21 protein-coding genes are annotated in these 19,253 nt (G+C 36.4%); 20 read left to right on the top strand and 1 reads right to left on the bottom strand.

What is annotated here, in order from left to right:
• Positions 1-9 precede the first annotated feature (9 nt).
• The 13 genes from hisC to JR050_RS19445 all read left to right on the top strand — a co-directional run bounded on the left by hisC (position 10) and on the right by JR050_RS19445 (position 12,395).
• On the top strand, positions 10-1,113 hold the full coding sequence (hisC, locus tag JR050_RS19505; RefSeq protein ID WP_204205333.1) for a histidinol-phosphate transaminase: 1,104 nt from the start codon (positions 10-12) through the stop codon (positions 1,111-1,113).
• 64 nt (positions 1,114-1,177) lie between these two features.
• A complete protein-coding gene (locus JR050_RS19500; protein WP_204205332.1) occupies positions 1,178-2,278 on the top strand; it encodes a prephenate dehydrogenase in 1,101 nt (366 codons plus the stop codon).
• Positions 2,279-2,287: 9 nt separating this feature from the next.
• Positions 2,288-3,574, top strand: coding sequence for a 3-phosphoshikimate 1-carboxyvinyltransferase (gene aroA, locus JR050_RS19495; RefSeq protein ID WP_204205331.1), 1,287 nt, complete (start codon positions 2,288-2,290; stop codon positions 3,572-3,574).
• A gap of 368 nt (positions 3,575-3,942) precedes the next feature.
• Positions 3,943-4,842 (top strand): hypothetical protein, encoded by a 900-nt coding sequence (locus JR050_RS19490; protein WP_204205330.1) that lies wholly within the window; start codon positions 3,943-3,945, stop codon positions 4,840-4,842.
• 203 nt (positions 4,843-5,045) lie between these two features.
• The gene (locus tag JR050_RS19485; protein WP_204205329.1) at positions 5,046-6,305 is read left to right on the top strand and encodes a tetratricopeptide repeat protein; all 1,260 of its coding nucleotides are present in this window, start codon (positions 5,046-5,048) and stop codon (positions 6,303-6,305) included.
• Positions 6,306-6,348: 43 nt separating this feature from the next.
• Positions 6,349-6,888, top strand: a complete 540-nt coding sequence (locus JR050_RS19480) for a ReoY family proteolytic degradation factor (RefSeq protein WP_204205328.1) — start codon at positions 6,349-6,351, stop codon at positions 6,886-6,888.
• A gap of 519 nt (positions 6,889-7,407) precedes the next feature.
• A complete protein-coding gene (locus JR050_RS19475; protein ID WP_204205327.1) occupies positions 7,408-7,869 on the top strand; it encodes a YpiF family protein in 462 nt (153 codons plus the stop codon).
• 144 nt (positions 7,870-8,013) lie between these two features.
• Entirely contained in the window at positions 8,014-8,520 is a 507-nt protein-coding gene (locus JR050_RS19470) for a Rieske (2Fe-2S) protein (protein WP_204205326.1), read from the top strand.
• A 3-nt stretch (positions 8,521-8,523) separates the two neighbouring features.
• Positions 8,524-9,198, top strand: a complete 675-nt coding sequence (gene qcrB, locus JR050_RS19465; RefSeq protein ID WP_204205325.1) for a menaquinol-cytochrome c reductase cytochrome b subunit — start codon at positions 8,524-8,526, stop codon at positions 9,196-9,198.
• A 124-nt stretch (positions 9,199-9,322) separates the two neighbouring features.
• On the top strand, positions 9,323-10,108 hold the full coding sequence (locus JR050_RS19460; RefSeq protein ID WP_204205324.1) for a menaquinol-cytochrome c reductase cytochrome b/c subunit: 786 nt from the start codon (positions 9,323-9,325) through the stop codon (positions 10,106-10,108).
• An 89-nt stretch (positions 10,109-10,197) separates the two neighbouring features.
• Positions 10,198-10,788, top strand: a complete 591-nt coding sequence (lhaT, locus tag JR050_RS19455; RefSeq protein WP_488153831.1) for a lipoprotein heptaprenylglyceryl N-acetyltransferase LhaT — start codon at positions 10,198-10,200, stop codon at positions 10,786-10,788.
• Positions 10,789-10,846: 58 nt separating this feature from the next.
• Positions 10,847-11,656, top strand: a complete 810-nt coding sequence (ypjB, locus tag JR050_RS19450) for a sporulation protein YpjB (RefSeq protein WP_204205323.1) — start codon at positions 10,847-10,849, stop codon at positions 11,654-11,656.
• Between the two features lie 64 nt (positions 11,657-11,720).
• Positions 11,721-12,395: a zinc metallopeptidase gene (locus tag JR050_RS19445; protein WP_204205322.1), complete on the top strand. Its 675-nt coding sequence runs from the start codon at positions 11,721-11,723 to the stop codon at positions 12,393-12,395.
• 37 nt (positions 12,396-12,432) lie between these two features.
• Here JR050_RS19445 and JR050_RS19440 read toward each other — a convergent pair whose 3' ends face one another.
• Positions 12,433-13,302, bottom strand: a complete 870-nt coding sequence (locus tag JR050_RS19440) for a YitT family protein (RefSeq protein WP_204205321.1) — start codon at positions 13,300-13,302, stop codon at positions 12,433-12,435.
• A 157-nt stretch (positions 13,303-13,459) separates the two neighbouring features.
• Here JR050_RS19440 and JR050_RS19435 point away from each other — a divergent pair, with 157 nt between their 5' ends.
• From JR050_RS19435 to JR050_RS19405, 7 genes are read left to right on the top strand one after another with little or no spacing between them, the layout of a single operon-like run.
• Positions 13,460-13,786, top strand: coding sequence for a nucleotide pyrophosphohydrolase (locus JR050_RS19435; protein ID WP_204205320.1), 327 nt, complete (start codon positions 13,460-13,462; stop codon positions 13,784-13,786).
• 13 nt (positions 13,787-13,799) lie between these two features.
• Complete coding sequence (gene dapB, locus JR050_RS19430; protein ID WP_204205319.1) at positions 13,800-14,600, top strand: 4-hydroxy-tetrahydrodipicolinate reductase; 801 nt, start codon at positions 13,800-13,802, stop codon at positions 14,598-14,600.
• Positions 14,601-14,612: 12 nt separating this feature from the next.
• A complete protein-coding gene (gene mgsA, locus JR050_RS19425) occupies positions 14,613-15,029 on the top strand; it encodes a methylglyoxal synthase (RefSeq protein ID WP_204205318.1) in 417 nt (138 codons plus the stop codon).
• On the top strand, positions 15,004-15,738 hold the full coding sequence (bshB1, locus tag JR050_RS19420; RefSeq protein ID WP_204205317.1) for a bacillithiol biosynthesis deacetylase BshB1: 735 nt from the start codon (positions 15,004-15,006) through the stop codon (positions 15,736-15,738). Before mgsA ends, bshB1 begins: the two co-directional genes overlap by 26 nt.
• Complete coding sequence (gene bshA / locus JR050_RS19415) at positions 15,735-16,862, top strand: N-acetyl-alpha-D-glucosaminyl L-malate synthase BshA (protein WP_204205316.1); 1,128 nt, start codon at positions 15,735-15,737, stop codon at positions 16,860-16,862. Before bshB1 ends, bshA begins: the two co-directional genes overlap by 4 nt.
• Before the next feature lie 25 nt (positions 16,863-16,887).
• Positions 16,888-18,075, top strand: coding sequence for a CCA tRNA nucleotidyltransferase (locus JR050_RS19410; RefSeq protein WP_204205450.1), 1,188 nt, complete (start codon positions 16,888-16,890; stop codon positions 18,073-18,075).
• Complete coding sequence (locus JR050_RS19405; RefSeq protein ID WP_204205315.1) at positions 18,060-19,043, top strand: biotin--[acetyl-CoA-carboxylase] ligase; 984 nt, start codon at positions 18,060-18,062, stop codon at positions 19,041-19,043. The genes JR050_RS19410 and JR050_RS19405 overlap by 16 nt, the downstream gene beginning before the upstream one ends.
• Positions 19,044-19,253 lie beyond the last annotated feature (210 nt).

Raw genomic sequence — 19,253 nt, 5'->3', positions numbered from 1 at the left:
ATACAGATCATGATAATCAAACAACAACTTGAAACATTAACTCCTTATCAGCCTGGAAAGCCTATTGAGGAAGTTAAGGCAATGTACGGATTAGATAAGATTGTCAAGTTAGCATCAAACGAAAATCCATTTGGAAGTTCCCCTCAGGTTCAAAAAGCTATTCAAAAAAGTTTAAATGAGGTCACATTATATCCAGATGGATATGCTAGTCAATTGAGAGAGAAATTAGCTTTATTTTTGGACGTAGCTCCTAATCAACTTATTTTTGGAAATGGGTCAGATGAGGTTATTCAAATCTTGTGTCGTGCATTACTGTCTAGGGATACAAACACTGTAATGGCTACTCCGACGTTTCCACAATATAAGCATAATGCTGTCATTGAAGGAGCAGAAATAAGAGAGATTGAGTTATGTAATGGCCAGCACGATTTAGAAGGCATGCTTTCCGTAATAGATGAAAAAACCAGAATAGTTTGGGTATGTTCACCCAATAACCCTACCGGTACCCTTACTGATAAAAATAACTTGCTTTCTTTTATTGAAAAAGTACCTGCTACAACATTAATCGTCTTAGATGAGGCGTATTATGAATATGTTGAATCGAATTTGAAGTTAGATAGTGTTACATTACTAGATCAGTATAAAAATGTAATGATATTAAGAACCTTTTCTAAAATATATGGGTTAGCCAGCTTGAGAATTGGTTATGGAATTGGTAATGCTGAATTTATAAATGCTATTGAGACTGTAAGGGAACCTTTCAATACTTCTAGATTCGCACAGGCTGCAGCAATTGCAGCAATTTCTGATCAAGAATTCGTTGCAGCATGCAGAGAAAAAAACAGATTAGGATTACAACAGTTTATTCAATTTTGCGTGGAGAATGAATTAGCGTATTATCCGTCTCAAGGGAACTTTCTATTAATAGATTTCAAATCAATACAAGGAAATGAAGTATTTCAATATTTACTAGAGCGTGGGTTTATTGTTCGGTCAGGAAATGCACTTGGCTTCCCTACTTGTGTAAGAATTACAGTAGGAAGCACAGAAGATAACCAAAGCATCATTTCGTTATTAACTACGATGTTGAAAACAAAATTTCAAGTTTCATAATCTGGTCAAAAGGTGGGTACCTAACCTGCCTTTTTCTCTACATATTCAACTTCGAGGTGATAACATGAAGAAAAAAGTATTATTAATTGGTCTTGGATTAATTGGTGGCTCAATTGGTTTAGCGATTAGGCGGAATCAGGATGTCTTAATTAGTGGATATGATATCAAAGTAGAACAGGCAAGATTGGCAAAATCTCTGCATGTCATCGATGAAATAGCTGAGGACTATTTAGTAGAAGCAACTTCTGCTGATTTTATCATTATATCTACACCAGTTTCACAAACTGAGAAAATTATTCACGAGTTTTCAAAGCTTCAGTTGAGAACAGGTGTTGTCATCTCAGACGTTGGTAGTACGAAGTCACAAATTGTTGAGGCAAGTACTTGTTTATATCAGGAAAAAGTCTATTTTATTGGTGGTCATCCGATGGCTGGCTCACATAAATCAGGTGTTGGATCGTCCAAAGCACATCTTTTTGAGAATGCTTTTTACATCCTAACACCTACAGAACATACTCCGAGAGCATATGTTGAGTCGTTAAAGGAATTGCTAAGTGGGACAAAGGCAAATTTTATTGAAATGACTGCAAGAGAACATGATGAAATAGCAGGTCTCATTAGCCATTTTCCCCACATTATTGCAGCGAGTTTAGTGCATAACGTTGCAGGGTATGTAAATGAACGTCATAATATAAGTCGACTAGCTGCAGGTGGTTTTCGGGATATTACTAGAATTGCTTCCTCAAATCCAGCAATGTGGAGAGATATATTAATCCATAACAGAGAGCAGTTGTTAGCAATGTTTGATGCGTGGAAGGTAGAAATGGATCATGTTAAAGAAATGATAGAGAGTCTTAATGAAACGAGTATTTATCATTACTTTGAATCTGCAAAGGCCTTTCGAGATGGACTTCCACAAAAAGCAAAAGGAGCCATACCTGCTTTTTATGATCTTTTTGTAGATGTACCTGATTATCCGGGTGTAATATCAGAGGTAACAGGAGTCTTGGCCATTCAAGAGATAAGCATTACAAATATTCGTATTATCGAAGCAAGAGAAGATATTTATGGTGTTTTAAGACTTAGCTTTCAAACAGAAGAGGATAGAGAAGAAGCTAGACGTTGTTTAGAAGACGAAAACTATGAAACATACATATCAAGTTAGGAGGCAACCATGAAGAAGCTATCTTTGTATCATACACCTTTAAACGGAACAATCGAGGTTCCTGGTGATAAATCAATCTCCCATAGAGCGGTCATGTTTGGTTCTCTTGCTAATGGAGTGACACAGATTGAACATTTTTTACCAGGTGAGGACTGTCTTAGTACGATTTCATGCTTTCGCAAAATGGGGATTGACATTGTGCAATCACATGAAAATGTCAGTGTAACAGGTGCAGGCTGGAATGGAATTCAAGAACCGAAGGAAGTTTTAGATGTTGGGAATTCTGGTACAACAGCAAGACTATTATTAGGAATTTTAGCAGGACTACCAAATCATTCATGTCTGATCGGAGATGAATCAATTGGAAGGCGGCCAATGCGGAGGGTAACCGAACCATTAAGAGAGATGGGGGCCAAAATAGATGGCAGACAAGATGGACAATATACTCCAATCTCCATCCGTGGGGGAGGATTAAAAGGTATGCATTATCAATCTCCTATCGCAAGTGCACAAGTGAAGTCTGCCATTTTATTAGCGGGATTGAATGGTATAGGGGAAACGACAGTTACAGAGCCTCATCAATCTAGAGATCATACAGAAAGAATGCTTCTAGCGTTCGGAGCAGTAGTTGAAACGAATGAGAACACTGTTTCAGTGAAGGGCGGTCAATCATTAACAGCTACATCCATTTATGTACCTGGTGACATATCATCCGCTGCATTCTTTTTAGTTGCTGGAGCAATCACACCTGAAAGTAATATTACATTAAAAAATGTTGGTATTAATCCTACTAGGACTGGAGTTATTGATGTATTGCAACAGATGGGTGCATCTATTTCCATAACAAATCACCAAGAGAAAAACTTTGAGCCTTTTGCTGATCTTCATATTTCCACTTCAAACTTAAAAGGAATTGAAATTAGTGGAAGTTTAATACCAAGACTGATTGATGAGATTCCTATCATTGCATTGCTTGCAACACAAGCCGAAGGAACAACTATTATTAAAGATGCAAGTGAATTAAAGGTGAAGGAAACGAATCGAATCGATACGGTAGTAAATGAATTATCGAAATTAGGTGCTTCTATTGAAGCAACTGAAGACGGTATGATAATTCATGGTGGAGCAACTCTGTCAGGGAATACAGTAAATAGCTACGGAGATCACCGAATAGGCATGATGCTATCGATTGCCTCCTTTATAACAGAAGGAATTGTAGAAGTTGAAAACACAGAAGCAATAGCTGTGTCGTATCCAACATTTTTTGATGATATACAATCACTCACTAAACGGTAAAAGGATACAATTTATTGTCTTTCATATAGTCTATAGTATGCCTTTCGAATGGAATCGTTCGAAAGGCATTTTTAGTTTTCTTCGTTTTTATTACTTCAAGACCTCCCTGAGGCAATTACTTAAACATAATTGGTCATTGCAACGTCCATGAGGAACCTCTGCTAACTAACGGATCAATTAAGGTTACTCACGTCCTGTTTGAAACGCAGACTCCAACATCTCCGCCACTAGGAAGGATAACGAGCACTCTAAACGGGAATCAACTCTTATTAAAACTCAATTATTTCTAATCATACTTTTTCTATTTTCAACATAGCTTGTCTTAAGGAATTCGTTTTTGGTAGAGGCAAGTGTTGGGAGGATTTTGAATGACGTACGTAATCAATAATGCCAATGTAAAAAAGGAAAGTGAAATGATCACATGCTCTCTTTCCATTAAAGACAATAAGATTGAGTATATTAAATCACATATGAACAATGTGAACTTTATTAAGATGGATGTTTCCCCCTATTTATTAACTCCAGGTCACGTTATGCTAGATTTTAAAATTGAAAGATTAGCAAATATACAATCTTTTAAAGAGCATATGAAACAATTAGTCGGAAAAGGCTGTACAACTGCATTAGTTGGAGTTTCGGTTAAGTATGAGTCTGAACTTAAACAAAAAGTTATGAAAATACAACAGCAAATGATTAACAGTCCGATTGATTATTGTATTTGTGTAAAGATTCCTATTCGTGCTCTCACCCCATCTTTTATAAGGCAATGTAAAAGATTGAAAATCCCTGCAATATTTGTAGAGTTAAAAGAAGAGGAGTTGTACACAACTGTATGGGGATGGATTAGAGAAGCGTTATATCCTTATTTTCTTTCCGTAATCCCAATATGGACTCCTGATTATTCAAAAGGTAAGATAAAAAGATTAACAGCTGAATGGAAAGCTAGATTAGAAGAAGAGAAGATTCCTACTGTACCTAGTTGTCCAACTGAAGGAGAACCATTAGCCCTTAATGTTTTAAGGAAAATAGGTATCTCTCCAATAAAAGGTGAGCTGCGAATTGGTGGAGATGTCGATTATAATTTATATCAGCAAAAAAGCAGGGAATTTGCGAATCAGGAAGAAGTTAATTATGATATGGATAGACCTGTAATTACCGTGCATAAAGGCAGGAACATAAAGGTAGGTAACGAATTTTATATTAATCCAGGCTACGGTGATCAACTGTGCATTAAAGTGCCTGGTTTCTATTCTGCTACCTTTGAATAAATAAACTCATTAGATTAGGCAGCTCTCGAATAGATTGTTGTTTTTCAAAAAGTCTAGAGACACGTAATTAGATAGGGTTTCGGGGCATCTTTTCGTCAAAGAAATGAATTTATCATACATTTAAGATTTCAAAGTAATTATTAGGTAATTGCAACAAGGTTTACGAAAATGGCCTTAGATTAAGAGGGAAATAGGGGAGTAATATGAAATCGATACATGCAGCAATGGATCTTATAGAAAATGGAGATGTGGAAAAAGGCTTATCCGAGCTTGCAAGCATTATACCAAAAGCAAATGACGACGAACTATTTAGTATCGCAGAAACATACTATCAATATGGATTTTTAGAAGAGGCGAAAGATTTATTACGTAAGCTCCTAGAACGGTACCCTGGTGAGAGTGATTTAATTTTATTGCTGGCAGAAATCTTAATTGACTTAGATGAAGAAGAGCAGGCGATTAGTTTCCTTGGTACAGTAGAAAAAACAGACTCAGAATATCCAAGAGCGCTACTACTACTCGGAGACCTTTATCAAATGCAAGGTTTAGATGAAGTTGCCGAGCAAAAATTACTTCAAGCAAAGGAACTACTTCCAGACAATACAATTATCGATTTTGCGCTTGGTGAGTTTTATTCGGGAAGAGGTCAATACAAAAACAGTATTCCGTATTATAAATCAGTCTTAACCTCACAAGACACGGTAGGAGAAATAAATGTCGATTTAAGACTGGCAGAGTCCTATGCAGCAAGTGGATTATTTGAAGAAGCTTTTTCTCATTACGAAGCAGGACTTGAAGACAGGCTAGAGATTGATAGCTTGTTCGGCTATGCTTGTGCTTCTTACCAAGCGGAACAATACAAAACAACTATACACAAATTGATTCAATTAAAGGAAATGGATCCATCTTATAGTCCTTTATATATTGTGTTAGCTAAAGCTTATGAAGCGGAAGAGCTCTTACAAGAGGCGAATGAAGTAGTTAATGAAGGCTTGAAAATTGACGAATTTAATAAGGAACTTTTCATATATGGTGGAAAATTAGCAGTGAAGTTGCATGATCCATCAAGAGCGAAGGAATTACTCGAAACAGCTATTGAGCTAGACCATGAATCTGTTGAAGCGAGCTTCTTATTATCACGTCTTTATATGAATGAAGGTGCTTATGAGAAAGTAATTCCATTTATTGAAAAAGCGATGGAAAATGGTGACGAAGATCCCCAGATGATATGGGACTTGGCAACGGCTAAAAGGGAAGTCGAAGAATATTCAGATGCATTAAAACAATATTATGCAGCATATACTTTTTTTAAGGATCAACCGGATTTCCTAGAAGAATATGCACAGTTTCTAATTGAAGAGGGACAGCGAGACGAAGCTATTAAATTATATAAAGAAATTCTAACAATTGATCCATCAAGAATTGATATTGAAGAAGCAGTACTCCAATTAGAAAATGATTAATAACGATAACCTTTATCTTAAAAGCACAGAGGAGGGAAAACAAATGGCATCCCCTGTATCTGTTAACGAGAAGAAAGAGTTTGTGCGTTGGTTTTTAAATAATTTTCAATTAAAAAGAAGAGAATGCGTTTGGATTTTAAATTACTTAATGAGTCACGATCAATTAATGAAAAAAGTTCATTTCGTCGAGCAGGCTCAATATTGCCCTAAGGGAATTATCATGTCTACTCATTGTGTAGATGATGTACCGTTCCGATTCTATAAAGAAAACGTAATGACTACAGATGCGGAAAAATCGTTTCACGATATTCGATTAAATCGTGATGAAGATATTTATATTCAGTTAAACTTCCGTGAATCTTATCATTCCTCAAACTACGTTTTAGTGTTAGAAGACAATCCATTTATGCCAAAACATTTACAAATTAGTGAAAAGGATAAGGAACTGGCAGAAAAGTTCCTCGTCGAATCAATCTATACGTTTCAACGAGATAAGCTCATGAAATCGATTGATGAAGCGTTGGATAATCATGACCATGAGTCTTTTATACAACTAACAAAACAACTGAATAGTCTTCAATAGCACTCTATATCGATTCCCAAATGGGGTATCGGTAATAGAGTGTTTTTTTTGCTGCGAGAAATTTCTATATATGAAAGGAATAACATCAACATCAATAGAGGAAAAGATAACTTTTTACTATTTTCATAAGAATTGGTGCTATTTAATTAAAGGCTGTTTTCGTAAAGCTTGTTGCTTTTGCATATAAAATAAATTGCTATAGTGTAATGGAGCGGAAAATCTCAACTAAAACAACAAAGTATGCGAAAACAGCCTAATTAAATTAGGTGAGAGATTGTATTGGAGCGGAAGTAAGTGCCTTCAGCGAGAAGGAACGGACAGGCTACAGAGCTAAAACAACAATCTTTAGAAAGAAAAAACGTTATATTTTTACTCTGTTCACACCTTGGTTCAAAAAAGAACATTTTGTGAACAATATGGCTAGATTGGATTGAAAATGAAGTTTGCATTGTATTCTATAAGATGAAAAGAAAAAATGAATGTGGTTTAATGGAAATGGTAGTATTGGAGGTGAAATATATGAAGTGGATGACTACAGATGTTGATCTTTACATACAGTCTAAACAATATGTGGACACAGCGATAATTCCTCTCATTCCGGTTGATTTTTCAGAGGGAATGAAAAATAAAGTGCTTGAGGGTGAGTTTATTACTATATTAAGTAATGAAATTGAACGTCAATTCAAAGGGAGAATGTTTTTATTCCCACCTATTACATACTTAAGTGAAGAAACGAATTTATTTAACGATCTCGAAAGATTAAAAGATTGGAAGATGCTTGCAATAACTAAAGGATTTAAGCATGTAATATTTCTTACAAGCGATGCTGCTTGGAAAGAACATGAACAGGTTCTGGAATCTTCTCTAATTTGTCTATCACCTATCCCTCTTGAGCATGTAGATGGAAACCTAAAACAACAAATCATGACTGACCAAGTTCAAGCATTAGTACCATTATTGTTAAAAGCTTGGAGAAATTAACAAAATTTATACATATCTAATTCCGAATATGAAAATGATAATATTGACCTTAAAAGAATATTGATATAATATGAGTATGTCCTAGTTTTATAAGTGTTAAAGTATGTCCGAACGGACTTAGCTTCGTATAGAGGGGGGAAAATGATGAGTGAGAAAAAACATCGGGTTTCAAGACGTCAATTCTTAAACTATACCCTTACTGGTGTTGGTGGATTTATGGCGGCAGGAATGCTTATGCCTATGGTTCGATTTGCGTTGGATCCTGTTTTACGTCCGCAAGCTGAAACTGATTTAGTTGCAGTTGCTGATGTAGCTGATATAACTGCAGAACCTAAGCGATTTGACTATAAGATTGATCAAGTTGATGCTTGGTACAAATCTGAAGAACCAAAATCAGCTTGGGTGTATAAAGATGGCGATAAGGTTGTTGCTCTTTCACCTGTTTGTAAGCATCTAGGTTGTACGGTTAACTGGAACTCAGATCCAGGAAATCCAAATAGGTTCTTCTGTCCATGTCACTATGGAGCATATGAGAAGGATGGGAAAAACGTTCCAGGAACTCCACCTTTAGCACCATTAGATGTTTATGTTTCTGAAGTGAAAGACGGGAAATTATACTTAGGTAAAGCTAAGCCAAGAGGGGAGGCGTAATACATGTTAAACAAAATTTATGATTGGGTAGATGAACGTTTAGATATTACGCCGTTGTGGCGTGATATTGCGGACCATGAGGTTCCAGAACACGTTAACCCTGCACACCATTTCTCTGCATTTGTATACTGTTTTGGTGGTCTTACATTCTTTGTAACAGTTATACAAATTTTATCTGGTATGTTCTTAACAATGTACTATGTTCCAGATATCAAAAATGCTTGGGAATCAGTTTATTACCTGCAAAATGAAGTAGCATTCGGTGTTATTGTTCGTGGAATGCATCACTGGGGAGCAAGTTTGGTCATTGTTATGATGTTCCTACATACGCTTCGTGTGTTTTTCCAAGGGGCATATAAGAAGCCGCGTGAATTAAACTGGGTTGTCGGAGTTCTAATTTTCTTCGTAATGTTAGGACTAGGCTTTACTGGTTACCTACTACCTTGGGATATGAAGGCATTATTCGCTACTAAAGTAGGTTTAGAGATTGCAGCCGCAACACCATTCGTTGGAGATGCTGTAAAAACACTACTTGCTGGACATCCTGAAATCGTTGGTGCACAAACGTTAACTCGTTTCTTTGCAATCCACGTATTCTTCTTACCTGCTGCATTATTTGGTTTAATGGCGGCTCACTTTATGATGATTCGTAAGCAAGGTATTTCAGGACCGTTGTAAAATTAACAAAAATAAGAAATGTTGAAAATTAAATATCGAAAAAAATTTGAGAGAGAAACGAGAAACGATTGTTTGATTATTCTTTCACAGATTTTTTTCCACTCTACAAAAGGAGGGGAAATGAATGCATCGTGGAAAAGGTATGAAATTTGTTGGTGATTCGCGTGTTCCTGCTGAACGTAAGCCGAATATACCAAAGGATTATTCAGAGTATCCAGGTAAAACTGAGGCATTCTGGCCAAACTTCTTATTAAAGGAGTGGCTAGTAGGTTCTGTATTTTTAATTGGTTTTCTATCGTTAACAATTGCACATCAATCACCTTTAGAGCGTGTAGCTGATCCTACAGATACAGCGTACATTCCATTACCTGACTGGTATTTCTTATTCTTATATCAACTATTAAAGTATGAATTTGCAGCTGGACCTTACACTGTAATTGGCGCAATGGTTATGCCAGGTTTAGCATTTGGAGCTTTATTGTTAGCCCCATTCCTAGATCGTGGACCAGATCGTCGACCAGCTAAGCGTCCTATAGCAGTTGGTATGATGTTATTAGGAGTAGCAGCTACAATTTTCTTAACTTGGGAATCTGTTGCTACCCATGACTGGGAAGCAGCAGCACAGCAAGGTAAAATTGTAGAAGAGGTTCCAATTGATGTAGAAGCAGAAGGATATAAAATCCTAGAAGCAAATACATGTCTATCTTGTCATGGTGCCCAACTAACAGGTGGGGCAGGACCAAGCTTAATCGGTCTTGGTATGACTCCTGAAGAAATTGCGGACATCGCTGTTAATGGTCAAGGCGATATGCCGGGTGGTATTTTCAAAGGAACTGATGAAGAACTACAAAAGCTAGCAGAATTCGTTGCGAATATCGGTAACGAAGATGCTGAAGGTACAGAAGAATAATAATTGAAAGCTGACGAATTCGTCAGCTTTTTTACTATTCTTTTAAATTAGGTATAATGGTTGTAACTTGTCTGGTGGAGGGATATTAGTTGCTTAGAATTTTTCAGCACCTGTTAATTCAAAGATGGATGTTATGGATATTACTTTTCGTAAACCTAGCAGGAACGGTATACGGCTACTATTGGTACAGATTTCAGCTCGCTGATACACCACCGATTTTCCTGATTTTCGTTCCGGATAGTCCTACAGCTAGTTTGTTTTTTGTTTTTGTTTTACTTGCGTTCCTTAAGAAAAAGAATTGGCCACTTTTGGAAGCATTGGCAATTGTGACTTTATTTAAGTATGGAGTATGGGCAATTGTAATGAATCTAATGGTGCTAAATGTACGTGGTTATCTTCCATGGGAAGGGTATATGTTAATTTTCTCTCATGGAGCAATGGCTATACAGGGGTTATTGTTTTCTCCGTATTATCGAATAAAATGGTGGCATTTACTTCTTGTAGCTCTTTGGACGTTACATAATGATATCATCGATTACGTTTTCTTTATGTTCCCTAGATACAGCTTAGATGAATATATTCCGTATATTGGCTATTTTACGTTTTGGTTAAGTGTTGTTTCACTTTTTATTACTTACATACTGTGTGTTCGAAAAAATAGAACACAATTAAGTTTGTAAATGGTCTACTCTTGTCCACCTATTCATACACTTTAGTAGTAATAGGGGAGGGACAAGTATGAGTAGAATTAGATGGATCATAGTATTAACAATTGTTCTATTATGTGTAAAACCTTTATTTGGATACTCGGATCATACTTCACAACATACAGATAATTGGAAGAAGCTTGATAGTATCTCAGACCAAGCTTTACAACTAGTGAAACATCAAAAGTATGAAGAAGCTAAAAAACTTCTTTCTTATTTTTCCGATAAATTCTCCAATGAAATCATACAAGAAAAGTCTTTTTCAATGGATGAAATAAGGTTGATTACAACTACATATGAAGATGCAAAATTAGCCCTAACTTCTACATCGGCTTCTCATGAAGAGCGTGTTCAAGCTGTAACGAAATTTCGTTTAGTTGTTGACGCTGTAAACTCTGAATATCAGCCGTTATGGGCGGAGATGGAGTATTCGGTCATGACGACTTTTCAATCGATGAAGGAGTCAGTCAAAATTCAGGATAATGAAGCGTTTCAAATACGTTTAAATCAATTTATTACAAAGTATGAAGTCATTCATCCAAGTATTTTGTTAGATTTAGAAGTAACACAATCTGAAAAAATCGATAGCTTTGTCACGTTTTTAGATGAGTATCGTGATGAGTTCTTGAAAAATGATTCTCGTATGGAACATATGGAAACGATGGAAGAAGAACTAATTAAGATGTTTAAACAAATGAAGGAAGATGATGCTGACCCATCTCTTATTTGGGTGATGATTTCTACAGGAAGTATCATCGTGCTTACATTATCTTACGTTGGGTGGAGAAAGTATAAAGGTGACAAGGAAAAGCAAGCTGCTAAACGAAGACTAAATGATTGACACGCTATCATACCTTGCTTACAATAAAGGTATGTAAAACGTTTCAATGGAAGGAAGGAAAGTCATGTTCCTAATTTATTTTGTTCTTATTATTGCAATCCCTTTATTAGCACAAATGAAGGTGAAGAGCGCATATAAGAAATATTCTAAAGTTGCAGCTTCATCTGGTATGACTGGTGCACAGGTTGCAAGAAAAATTCTTGATGATAACGGGCTATATCATGTAGGTGTAGAAGAAACTCGTGGAGTTTTAACAGACCACTATGATCCACGCTCTAAAACAGTAAGATTATCAACTGACAATTATTATGGTAATTCAATTGCAGGGGCTGCGGTAGCTGCTCACGAAGTTGGGCATGCAATTCAAGACCAGCAGGATTATGCGTTCTTGAGATTCAGACATGCATTAGTTCCTGTAGCAAACATTGGCTCAAATTTTTCATGGATCCTGATATTAATCGGATTTTTTGCAAGTATGAGTGGATTGGTTCTTCTAGGTATCGCTTTTATGTCTGCTGCTGTATTGTTCCAACTTGTAACTCTTCCAGTTGAATTTGATGCTTCAAACCGTGCAATGAATGAAATTGTTTCTGCTGGTATCATTCGAAATGATGAAGAGCGTGAAACAAGAAAAGTACTAAACGCTGCTGCGTTAACATATGTAGCCGCTGCGTTAGTTGCCGTACTTGAATTAGTAAGATTGGTACTTATCTATACAGGTATGACAAGCGAAGAGTAACAACAAAAACCTACTCGGTTACCCAAGTAGGTTTTTGTTATTGTAGTGGTTTTTTATTCTCATCTAGTGTAAAACCTTCACCTAGTACGTCATGCACATCTAATACTGAAACGAATGCATGAGGATCTACAACTGTTATGATATTCTTTAACTTCACAATTTCATTACGGCCTACTACGCAGTATAATACTTCCTTATCTAGCTTTGAATATGAACCCATACCTTTTAGTATTGTCACACCACGTTCCATCTCTTTTAAAATCTTTTCTGCAATTTCTTCATTTTTCTCTGAGATGATCATCGCACCTTTACCGGAATATGCACCTTCTTGCATAAAGTCAATAAGCTTAGCACCTACAAAAACAGCAACTAACGTATACATACCTTTTTGAAGTGATAAATATGTAAGGACAGATAAAGAAATGACAAATATATCAAATAAAAACATTGTCTTTCCCATACTCCACCCAAGATATTTATGTGATAGGCGTGCAATAATATCAACGCCTCCTGTAGTACCACCATATCGGAAAATAATACCCAGACCAACTCCGATACACAATCCTGCAAACAGAGCAACGAGTAATAAATCATTTTCCAATTCAAGACTCACTGGGTACCGTTGAAAAATCCATAAAAACCCTGAAACACTAAATGTTCCAATTATTGTATAGATGAAGGAAGTTCGACCGAGAATTTTCCATCCTACAAAAAATAAAGGAATATTTAACAATAAATTTGTAATGGCTGGATCAAATTTAAATAGAAAAAATAGTAATAGCGTGATCCCTGTAAAACCACCTTCAGCTAGGTGAAATTGCATATTAAAATTAACGAGACCAAAGGAAAAGATACCGGCTCCTAGTAAAATAAAGAAGATATTAATGATTCTAATGTTTGCAAACAAATTTTGTCCCCCTGTTCTTGTAAAGTTTACACTCACAATTTCCAATTATATCCGATGTTGAAAATATGAACAATTAACTTTGTTACTTAATTATAATATTTGTCAAACTACGCTATTTTAGCTAACATGGAAGAAGAAAAATAAGAGGTGAGCTTACATGACTAAATCATTGCAAGAAATTCAAAAAGAAGTAGATGCTTATATAGGACAATTTAAAGAAGGGTATTTTAGTCCCTTAGCAATGCTTGCACGGTTAACAGAGGAGCTCGGTGAATTAGCTCGTGAAGTGAATCATTACTATGGAGAGAAACCAAAGAAGTCTTCTGAAGAAGATAAATCGATGGAGCAAGAAATTGGAGATATGCTATTTGTATTAACTTGTTTAGCAAATTCATTAAATATTGATTTAGAGGAATCACATAATCTCGTCATGAATAAATTCAAAACCCGTGATAAAGACCGTTGGACTAAAATAGACGAATAATAGGAGTGTAAAGATGATGACAATTAAAATAGTACTTGCAGGACCAAGAGGCAGAATGGGAAGAGAAGCACTTCAACTTATACATAATACACCACACTTTCAGTTGGTAGGAGCAATTGATCGAGTAAACGGTGGTAAAATGATATCAGAAGTCGAAGGATTACCAAATATAGATGCAAAGATTTATACTGATATTGAAGAGTGCATGCAAAAGGAAATGCCTGATGTACTTGTTGATTTAACGACACCGGAAATTGGGAGAAGACATACAAAATTAGCATTAGATTACGGGGTAAGGCCAGTAGTAGGAACAACTGGATTTACTAGCGAAGATCTTGAAGAATTACAACAAATAGCCGAGGATAAAGGAATTGGAGCAATCATTGCGCCAAACTTTGCAATTGGTGCTGTTTTAATGATGAAATTCTCTCAAATGGCAGCCAAGTATTTTCAGGATGTTGAAATTATCGAGCTTCACCATGATCAAAAGCTTGATGCACCGAGTGGAACGGGCATAAAAACAGCAGAGATGATTGCTGCTGTGAGAGAATCAAAGAAGCAAGGGCATCCAGAAGAAGTAGAACATATTAAAGGTGCAAGAGGTGCTGACTATGATGGAATTCGACTTCATAGTGTTCGTCTGCCTGGTTTAATTGCTCATCAAGAGGTTTTGTTTGGAGGAGACGGACAAGCACTAACTATAAGACACGACTCGTATAACCGGGCGTCATTTATGTCTGGAGTCAGGCTTGCTGTTGAAACAGTAATGAAAATTGATTTATTAGTATATGGACTGGAAAATATTATGGAATAGAGGACTAAACAAATGAAGATTGCTCTAATTGCACATGACAATAAAAAAGATGATCTCATCCAGTTTGCAACTGCGTATAAAGGAGTTTTTGAAGATCATGAATTATTTGCAACAGGCACTACAGGTTTAAGAATTATGGAAGCAACGGGTTTAACCATTACCAGATTTCAATCTGGTCCCCTGGGTGGAGACCAAGAAATAGGCGCGTTGATTGCCAAAAATGAAATGGATGCGGTTTTCTTCTTTAGAGATCCATTAACTCCACAACCTCATGAGCCAGATGTAACAGCGTTAGTAAGGCTTTGTGATGTATATAGCATCCCACTAGCAACAAATATGGGAACAGCAGAGATTCTTATCCATGGATTAGAACGTGGTGACCTTAAGTGGAGGAATATTATCCATGACCGAAAGTCAGAAAATAAATAATCATCAACTCGATATACTTGCGTTTGGTGCACATGCAGATGATGTAGAGATTGGGATGGCGGGGACGATTGCAAAGTATACAAAGAATGGCTGGAGAATTGGTATTTGTGATTTAACAAAGGCTGAACTATCTTCAAATGGTACTACTTTATTACGGTATGAAGAAGCAAAGAATGCAGCTAGTATATTAGGTGTTTCAATCCGAGAAAATTTACAATTTCCAGATCGTGGCTTATTTCTTCAGCAAGAATATATACGTAAAGTTTCATATGTCATAAGAAAATACAAACCTACATATATTTTTACACCGTATGAAATTGACCGCCATCCAGATCACGGAAACTGTACGAGTATAGTAGAGCAAGCGGTTTTTTCAGCGGGTATTAAAAATTATCAAGTGGACGAACAATTACCTGCGCACAAAGTTTCAAATGTGTTTTATTATTTTATTAATGGCTTCCATAAGTCTACATTTATGATTGACATAAGCGAAACGATTATAGAGAAAATACATTCGCTTGAGGCGTATAAAAGCCAATTTACTAAAACGACATATAGTGTTGATACTCCATTAGTAAATGGGTATGTCGAGTTAGTGAAAAATCGTGAGAGACTATTCGGAAGTGAAGTAGGAGTCGAATTTGCTGAAGGCTTTATTAGTAAAAAACCAATCCTACTTGGAGAGGGTTTGTTAGGGGAGAAACGATGAAACTCAAAATTGGTATCACGTGTTATCCAACAGTCGGGGGATCTGGTGTTATAGCAACAGAACTAGGGAAATTACTTGCAGAAAAAGGTCATGAAATTCACTTTATTTCATCAAGTTTACCGTTTAGGCTGAATAAAGTTTTTTGCAACATTTATTATCATGAAGTTCAAGTGAACCATTATTCTGTTTTTCAATACCCACCGTATGATTTGGCTTTAGCGAGTAAAATGGCAGAGGTAATTGATAGGGAAGAACTAGACTTATTACATGTTCACTACGCGGTCCCACATGCAGTGTGTGCTGTATTAGCTAGTCAAATGGCTAAACGAGACGTGAAGATTGTAACAACCTTACATGGCACAGATATAACCGTTTTAGGCTATGATCCTTCCATGAATGAATTGATTCGGTTTGGAATTGAAAAATCTGACGCAGTTACTGCTGTATCAAATCAGCTGATTGAACAGACGTATGAGCTGTTAGAACCCAATAAACAAATTGTGCCAGTATACAATTTTATTGATGAAAGAGTATATCATAAAAAGGATACATTCAATTTAAGGTCATCGTATGGAATACAACCTGATGAAAAAGTTATTATACATATTTCTAATTTTAGACAAGTAAAACGTGTTCCGGACGTTATATCAGTATTTGAGAAAATTCAAGAGCAAATTCCATCAAAACTTTTATTAGTTGGCGATGGACCAGAAGTGACTGTAGTCAATAAATTAGTTCGAGAGAACAATTTAATTGATAAAGTGTTGTTTTTAGGCAAACAAGATAATCTAGAAGAACTATATTCAATTAGTGACTTAAAACTTTTGCTGTCTGAGAAGGAGAGCTTTGGACTCGTTCTTCTAGAAGCAATGGCTTGTGGGGTTCCTTGTATTGGAACACGAGTAGGCGGAATTCCAGAAGTAATTGTTGACGGTGAAACCGGTTTTTTATGTGAGTTAGGTAATATAGATGAAATTTCAGATAAATCTATTATGCTTTTATCCGATACTATGTTACATGAGAAAATGGTGAAAAATTCTTTTATACGAGTTAAGGAAGTATTTGATTCATCGAATATTGTTAGTCAATATGAACAGTTATACTATGATACCTTAGGTGTTTAAGGGAAGTGTTGCTCACGTGAATACAATGTTCTTGAAAGCTGGCAATATTATAAAAAGACTCGAGGATCATGGCTTTGAGGCATATTTTGTCGGAGGCTCTATTAGAGATTACCTTTTAAATCGTCCGATTGGTGATATTGATATCGCTACTTCAGCATTGCCCAATGACGTTATAAACCTCTTTGAGAAGACTGTGCCTGTTGGCTTGCAGCACGGTACCGTAGTAGTCATACAAGATGGTGAATCTTATGAAGTAACGACCTTTCGAAAAGAAGAGGACTATTTAGATTATAGAAGACCAAGTCTTGTAAAGTTTGTTAGTTCTTTAAAGGAAGATTTGATGCGCCGGGACTTCACGATGAATGCGATCGCGATGAATCGTACTGGTAAAATTATTGATCTGTTCGAAGGTCAAAAAGCGATTGAGGAGAAGTCGATTCAAACTGTTGGTGAAGCCGATGAACGATTTAATGAGGATGCTTTACGGATGATGAGAGCACTTCGTTTTCAAAGTCAGTTAACATTTCAAATTGAGACGAGGACCCATCAAGCCATTACGAAACATGCTGCGTTACTTCAGCATGTTTCCGTTGAACGTATAACAGTTGAATTTGAAAAACTGATAAAAGGTAAATCATGTCACCAAGCCATTCAATCACTTGTTGCAACAGGCTTGGATATATACCTACCAAACTTGGAAGAAAAGAAAGAGAAATTATTAAAGTGGCCAGAGTTAAGCTACTCTTCCTTACAAACAAGATCTGAGCTGTGGGCGCTAGTTTGTTTATTACTTGAAGTAAGGGATACATTTACATTTTTGCAGCCGTGGAAGCTTCCTACGAAAGTTATGAAAGAAACAGCGGTTATCGTGGATGGTGTTAAAGAAATTCAATCTATAGGGTGGAAACCATTCTCCTTATATGAGAATGGTAAGGAAGTTAGCATCTTAATAGAGCGTGTTAATAGCATAATTTTAGGGAACTCAATTCCTGATCATGTTCAAAACGTTAAGAGACAGTTTGATATGCTGCCAATCTCTTCAAGAACGGAATTAGTGATTAGTGGAAGAGATATAATTGAATGGGGAAAGAAAAATCCAGGACCATGGGTAGCTAAAACGCTACATGAGATAGAGAAAGAAATCGTAAATGGTAAGCTAGAAAATAAGCAAGAACACATAAAGGAGTGGCTACTTCAGTGCAATCGGCTTTAAGGGAGAAACTATTAGAAGTATTTACACAAGCACAGGGGGAGTTCGTTTCCGGTCAAAAGCTTAGTGAAGCGATTGGCTGTTCGAGAACCGCTATTTGGAAGCACATCGAGGATCTAAGAAAAGAAGGATATGAACTTGAAGCAGTTAGACGTAAAGGGTATCGAATCATGATGAAGCCAGAGAAAGTTACGTCTAATGAAATTCAACTTGGATTAGCAACGAAATATATTGGCAGAACGATACACTATGAGGAGACAGTTGAATCTACACAAAAAATTGCCCATAGGCTTTCCTACGATAATGTACCTGAAGGAACAATTGTAGTAGCGGATGAGCAGTTATCAGGAAGAGGAAGGCTAGATCGCACATGGCATTCCCCAAAATTCTCAGGTGTATGGATGAGTACGATACTAAGACCGAGAATTCCACTTGGACAAGCACCTGGCCTAACTTTGCTCGCTGCTGTAGCTGTTGCACAAGCGATTGAGGATATGACAGAGCTAGAACCAGAGATTAAGTGGCCGAATGATATTTTAATCAATGGAAAAAAAACTGTAGGTATATTAACAGAAATGCAAGCTGAGTCTGATCGAATAAATGCAATTATTATTGGGATTGGAATAAATGTAAATCAAAGTGTGGAAGATTTCCCTGAAGAGTTACGAGAAAAAGCGACTTCGCTTCGAATTGAAAATGGTTCAACATTAAATCGTGCAGAGCTAATTCAAGCAGTACTTATGAAATTAGAAAAATTGTACGAACAATTTCTTTCAAATGGCTTTTATCCTATTAAGCTCTTATGGGAAGCATATGCGATTAGCATTGGAAAACGGATTATTGCCAGTACATTACGAGGAACCATCACAGGTTACGCAAAAGGTATAACAGATGATGGGGTCTTAATGCTCGAAGATGATCATGGGACAGTCCATTATATTCATTCAGCTGATATTGAAATTGAACGATAAATACCAGTTATAGCCTATTGATAGATGTATTGATATAATAAAAAAGAAACTTGGGTAGTATCCTAACTGGAACTACACCGCAAAATGTTTCCTTGAGTAAAAATTTTGAATAGTTCTGCCTTGATCCGAAGAGGACTGGGACAGAGGGATGAATGAAACCTTAGTGTAAGTATGTCCATTATCCTTCTTGTCATAAGAAGGGTTTTTTTA

The sequence above is a fragment of the Bacillus suaedaesalsae genome, assembly GCF_016890225.1.
Taxonomy (GTDB): Bacteria; Bacillota; Bacilli; order Bacillales; family SA4; genus Bacillus_BS; species Bacillus_BS suaedaesalsae.
The sequence above is the reverse complement of the archived record's forward strand: the minus strand, read 5'-3'. Positions and strand labels throughout refer to the sequence as shown.